At 60.9% G+C, this 5,257-nt stretch carries 5 protein-coding genes; 1 reads left to right on the top strand and 4 read right to left on the bottom strand.

The annotated features are described in order from the left end of the window. The coding region (locus tag FWD29_09745; GenBank protein ID MCL2804211.1) for an ABC transporter ATP-binding protein at positions 1–801 on the bottom strand (801 nt) is incomplete at its 3' end. Between FWD29_09745 and FWD29_09740 the strand changes: the two genes are divergently transcribed. Beyond that, positions 800–1,459, top strand: coding sequence for a PH domain-containing protein (locus FWD29_09740; protein MCL2804210.1), 660 nt, complete (start codon positions 800–802; stop codon positions 1,457–1,459). The genes FWD29_09745 and FWD29_09740 overlap by 2 nt on opposite strands. Before the next feature lie 38 nt (positions 1,460–1,497). Here the strand turns inward: FWD29_09740 and FWD29_09735 are convergent, their stop codons facing one another. The 3 genes from FWD29_09735 to FWD29_09725 form a co-directional block, all read right to left on the bottom strand. Then, the gene (locus FWD29_09735) at positions 1,498–2,532 is read right to left on the bottom strand and encodes an ABC transporter permease (GenBank protein MCL2804209.1); all 1,035 of its coding nucleotides are present in this window, start codon (positions 2,530–2,532) and stop codon (positions 1,498–1,500) included. Beyond that, positions 2,529–4,064 (bottom strand): ABC transporter permease, encoded by a 1,536-nt coding sequence (locus FWD29_09730; protein ID MCL2804208.1) that lies wholly within the window; start codon positions 4,062–4,064, stop codon positions 2,529–2,531. Before FWD29_09730 ends, FWD29_09735 begins: the two co-directional genes overlap by 4 nt. Positions 4,065–4,136: 72 nt before the next feature. Continuing rightward, the coding region (locus tag FWD29_09725) for an ABC transporter substrate-binding protein (protein ID MCL2804207.1) at positions 4,137–5,257 on the bottom strand (1,121 nt) is incomplete at its 5' end.

The following is a 5,257-nucleotide window of genomic DNA, read 5'->3' as shown; positions in this document are numbered from 1 at the left end:
CAGCTGGGTGTAGGGATGAGACGGCCGGTAGAAGATGTCACGCGAAGAGCCGGTTTCGACGATGCGCCCGTCCTTCATGACGCAAATCCGGTCCGCCATATCCGCCACCACACCCATGTCATGGGTGATCAAGACAATGCCGGAGTCGATCCTTTGGCGCAGATCCCGCATCAGGGCCAAGATCTCGGCCTGGACGGTGACGTCCAATGCGGTCGTTGGCTCGTCCGCCACCAGCAGTTTCGGATCCAGCGACAGTGCCTGGGCAATCATGGCGCGTTGGCGCTGGCCACCAGACAGCTGGTGCGGATAGGAGTCGATTTTGGTGGCCGGATCCGGCATGTCAACCATCTTGAGCAGCTCGAGGGCGCGCTGGCGGGCCTCTTTTGGACCCATGCGGCCATGGGCCCTGATTGTCTCGATGATCTGGAAACCAACGGTGTAGACCGGATTCAGGGCCGTCATTGGCTCCTGGAAAATGACCGCGATCTGGGCGCCGCGCACCTTGTGCATATCCGAGGCCCGCATACCAACCAGCTCGGTACCGGCCAGGCGGGCCGAGCCGGTAGCCCGGCCATTCGGTGGCAGCAAACCCAGCAGGGACATTGACGACTGAGTCTTGCCGCTGCCAGATTCGCCCACAATAGCCACCACTTCGCCGGGGTGGACTTGGTAGGAAACATCAATCGCCGCCGGCAGCCACTCGCCTTCAACATAGAAGTCAACGTTGAGGTCCTTGACCGTCAAGATCGGCTCGCCTTTGGCCTCGGCTGGCCCTACGACCGGCCCGTAGTCACTGCTCATGGCCGCACCCCCGGGCTACTTGGCGGTTTTGTGGCATGATCTGGCCGTGGCCCCAGCCGAACAGGTTTTCACGTCCCGCCCAGGCAAGGTCCTGGCCCTGGCAATGGTTGCACTGTGTCTCTTTGCCCTGGCTAACCTGGGCCTTTACGGCGGGCTTGGCCTGCTTTGGCGCTTTGGCCTGGTGCCGATTTGGCTGGCGGTAACCGTCTGGGCGCTGTTTTGGTGGCCTTGCGTTGCGGTCACCAGCGAAGGGGTGATGGTACGCAACGTCAGCCACACTGTTGACCTGGCCTGGGCCGCCATCGAACGGATCGATACGCGCTGGGCGCTGACCTTTTTCACCCGCCGCGGCAAGGTCACAGCCTTTGCCGCGCCGGCACCTTCGACCTTTTCCTCCCACCGGGCCCGGCCGGCTGATTTCAAGGGCCTGCCCGAGTCGACCTACGTGATCGATTCGGTGCGTCCCGGCGACCTGCCGCATACGCCATCTGGGCACGCCGCCCTGGTCATCCGCCAGCATTGGGAGGCGTTGCGCGATGCCGGTCAGCTGGGCCAAGCAGACGGCGTGGCCTTGCGCAGGCGCTGGCACTGGCGACTGATTGGCCTTTGGGCGGCCCTGGGCCTGGCCGCAGTCCTGGTGCCACTGGTCGCAGTTTGAAGACCGCCAGCTGGCGGCGAGATTGAGGTTTGGCTGACTCATGCTGGGACCTGCTTCCCAGCCGCCTGCCGGCGGGCCGCCCGGGCCATCTTCCGATTCGACGGGATGCGGCGTTGGCGCGGGTCGAAGGCGTCACGCAGGCCATCGCCTACGAAGTTGACACATAAGGCGATCAAGATGATGAAAACGCCCGGCCACCAGAACAACCACGGCCGCTGGGCAAAGGCGGTCTGGTTCTCGGAAATCAAGTTGCCCAGCGAGATATCTGGGAACTGGATGCCAAAACCCAAGTAACTCAGAGCCGTTTCCAACAAGATGGCCTGCGACATCAACAAGGTCGTGTTGACAATGACCACACCAATGGCGTTGGGCAGGATGTGTTTGAGAATGATGCGGGTGTTTGACGAACCAGCCACCCGGGCGGCATCGACGAATTCTCGCTCGCGCAGGGTTAGGAACTCGGCCCTGACCAGGCGGCTCATAGTCATCCAGTAGACAAAGGCCAAGGCCACACCCAGGGTAATGGCGTTGGCGCCGTTGACCATTTTGCCTAGTACCAGGGCGATGACCATCACCGGCATGGCGATAACCATGTCGGTGAAGCGCATCAGGGCCGTGTCGAGCCGGCCGCGGAAGTAGCCGGCGGTGGCCCCTACCAGAATGCCAATCACGGCCGCCAACACGCCGATCAACACCATCACGGTCAAAGACTGCTGAATACCGCGCATGGTCATGGCGAACATGTCGCGCCCAACGGTGTCCTGCCCAAAGGGGTGGTCACCAATCGTGATGCCGTGCAGAGAAATCGACATAGTTGGTTTACCGCCGGCTATGGCGATGGGGTGGGTCGAGTCGTAGGTCCATTTCCACCAGCCGGGAATTGGCCCCCAGCCAATCGAAGTCACGGCCAGCAGCAGGATCACTGCCATCACGGCCATGGCCACAATGGCGGCCCGGTGGCGGAAGAACCGCCGGCGCACAATCTGGCCTTGGGACAGCCCGGCCACGGCGCTGAGCTCAATCGCGTTTTCGCCCCGGCCTACGGCCTCATCAGGCACTACAGGTTTGTTCATGAGGTCAACCGGATTCTGGGATCGAGGCTGGCGTAGACCATATCGGCCACAATGTTCGCAGCCACAAACAGAACAGCAGTGATCAGGAAGTAACCCATCACGCCATAGATGTCGCCTTTGCCCAGGGCGGTGATGAACATGGTGCCCATGCCGCGCCAAGAAAAAATCTTCTCGGTAATAATGGCGCCGCCAAAGACCATGGCAATGTCAATTGGCACCACCGTGGCCAACGGGATCAAGGCGTTGCGGAAGGCGTGACGCACCACTACTACGCGCTCGCTCAGACCCTTGGCCCGGGCGGTGCGGATGTAGTCGGCATTCATGACTTCCAGCATCGAGGTCCGGGTGTAACGGGTGTAGCTGGCAAAGGTGATCAAGACCAGGGCGGTGGTGGGCAAGACCAAGTGAGTGAACATGTCGGTGACACCAAACCAGAATGAGCCGCCCAATTCAGGGGTGACCGCGCCAATGGTGCCAATGGGCCGCTTGTCGACTCTGGGCGAGGAGATATAGGCCGGCCAGGCTTGGAACATCCGGTCGACAAAGACAAAGATCGCCATGCCCATGGCGGTGACGGCCGCTACCCGGGCCGAGACCCCCTTATCAGGCCCACCCCAAAACCAGCCAATGAGTACTCCGGCCAGCCCCGCGCTCAGCCACAAGACCAGGATGATCAGCCAATTGGTGTTGGCAAAGGCATACTGCAGCGGGTAATAAAGCGCCACACCAAGGCCCACCGCGGTACAGGCGGCCAGTAGCGCCCGGCGGTTGGCGAAACCGGCCACGATGCCTGAGGTCACAACGGCCACGCCCAGGCCGGTTAGGCCCACCCCAACAATTCCCAGACCTGGTTCAAGCAGGAAACCGCTGGCGATGATGTAGATCATGACGCCGGCCGCCCCACCCCCGGCCACCAGGCCGGTCAAGGCCCGCCATTGCCACTTGCCCACCGCCACCATGGCGGCGACCACACCTACAACCAGGCCCACACCGACCACCACCCCCGGTGGTATTCGAGGGTCGTTGAGGAAGTTGTTGAAGCGGATCGCGCCAAACTCCTTCAGTAGGACGGCCACCCAGAAAGCCGGCAAGGAGTAGAACAGGAAAGTGAAGAAGGTGGTGGTGTAGTCGAAGGCCGAATACTGTCGCAGCGCCGTGATGATACCTACGGCCACGCCCAGCACAATCGCCAGAATGGCCGAGCCGAAAACCAGGCGCACAGTGGTGGGCACGGCCGCGGCCAGTTGGGATGCAATCGTGGCGTTGTCGACGATTGACACACCGAAGGTGCCATTGCCCCAGGCGTAAGCCAGGATCGAGCCAAGCCATTTGAAGTAGCGCAACACGACCGGCGTGTTCAGATCCAGCTTGGCCGTAATCGACGCCATCTGCTGCCACTTGTTTGGCGAGCTGGAGGTATACAGCTGGGCCAGCGGGTCGGCTGCTAGGGACACCAACACGAAGATGATGAAGGTAGCCCCTAGCAGCACAACCAAGCCGGCCGCGATGCGCCGGGTTAGGAACGACAGCAATGCGGGTTATAGCCTTTCAGGCCAGGAGGCTACGGCGGCAGCCTCCGAAGTGCCACTTTGTGGCTCCTAACCCTAGACCTCCCACTCCCAGAAATTCCAGAAAACAGTGGCGTAGATCGCCGTAGCAGAGACAGGCGAGACCTTCTCATTCCAAGCCGTCACGGCCGGGAACTGGAAGTTGACCACGCCATAGGCATCGGCCCAAAGCTCAGATTCGATTCCAATGTTGATTTCGATCTGCTTGTCATGGTCCAGTGTCACCTGCAACTCCTCATAACCCGCATCAACCTTGGGGTTGGTGTAACCGGAGAAGTTGTTCTGACCACCAGTCATGAAGGTGGCGGCCGAGTCGCTCATACCCGTGGTGACAGACTGCCAACCGAACAAGGTGGCGTCATAGGAACCGTCGCCCAGCATCGAACCCCAGTCATCGCTGCCGTTGTCGACGACCTCGATGCCGGCTTGGGCGGCCGATTCGCTGATCAGCTGGAATTGCTGGGCGCGGCGGACATTGGACTTGCCGTAAAGGAAACGGACCTTCAGGTCGGTGACACCGGCCTCGGCCAGCAGGGCCTTGGCCCCTTCAATGTCGACCTCGGCGAAATCGGCCGAGCCATTGGCCGCGATTGTCTCGTCATAGCCAGGCGCACCGGGCACCAGGTTGAACGAGTCACGCGTGGTGGCGTCTGGCTGCAAGGGCACTATCAGCTTGTCGATGATCTGCTGGCGCGGAATGGTCTTGAGGAAGGCCAGGCGCACTTTCTTGGCTTTTTCTCCATCCCCACCGTAGGTGGCCGGATCGAACGGACCGCCATTGTTGAAGGTCAGGTCGATGTGCTCGTAGGTGCCCTCGGTGCCGGACTCAAATTGAACACCCGCCATGCCCTCAACGGCCTGCAACACGTCAGTGGTGACCTGCGGGTGAATGATGTCAAGCTCGCCGTTTTGCAGAGCCTGGACCTGAGCCATTGGGTCTTCGTTGTAGCGCACAATGATCTCATCAACCTTGGGCTCGGGGCCCCAGGTGTAATCCGGGTTCTTGGCAAAGGTGACGTACTGGTCTTGGACTATGTCCTTGATCAGGAAAGCGCCACAGGACAGGGCTAGTTCGGCATCATCACCACTTGGCATGGCGGTGATGTCAAAATCGGTGTTCCAAACCTGGGCAATCTTTGACAGGGCTTCTTTGTCTT

The sequence above is a fragment of the Micrococcales bacterium genome, from assembly GCA_009784895.1.
Lineage (GTDB): Bacteria > Actinomycetota > Actinomycetes > Actinomycetales > WQXJ01 > WQXJ01.
The sequence above is the reverse complement of the archived record's forward strand: the minus strand, read 5'-3'. Positions and strand labels throughout refer to the sequence as shown.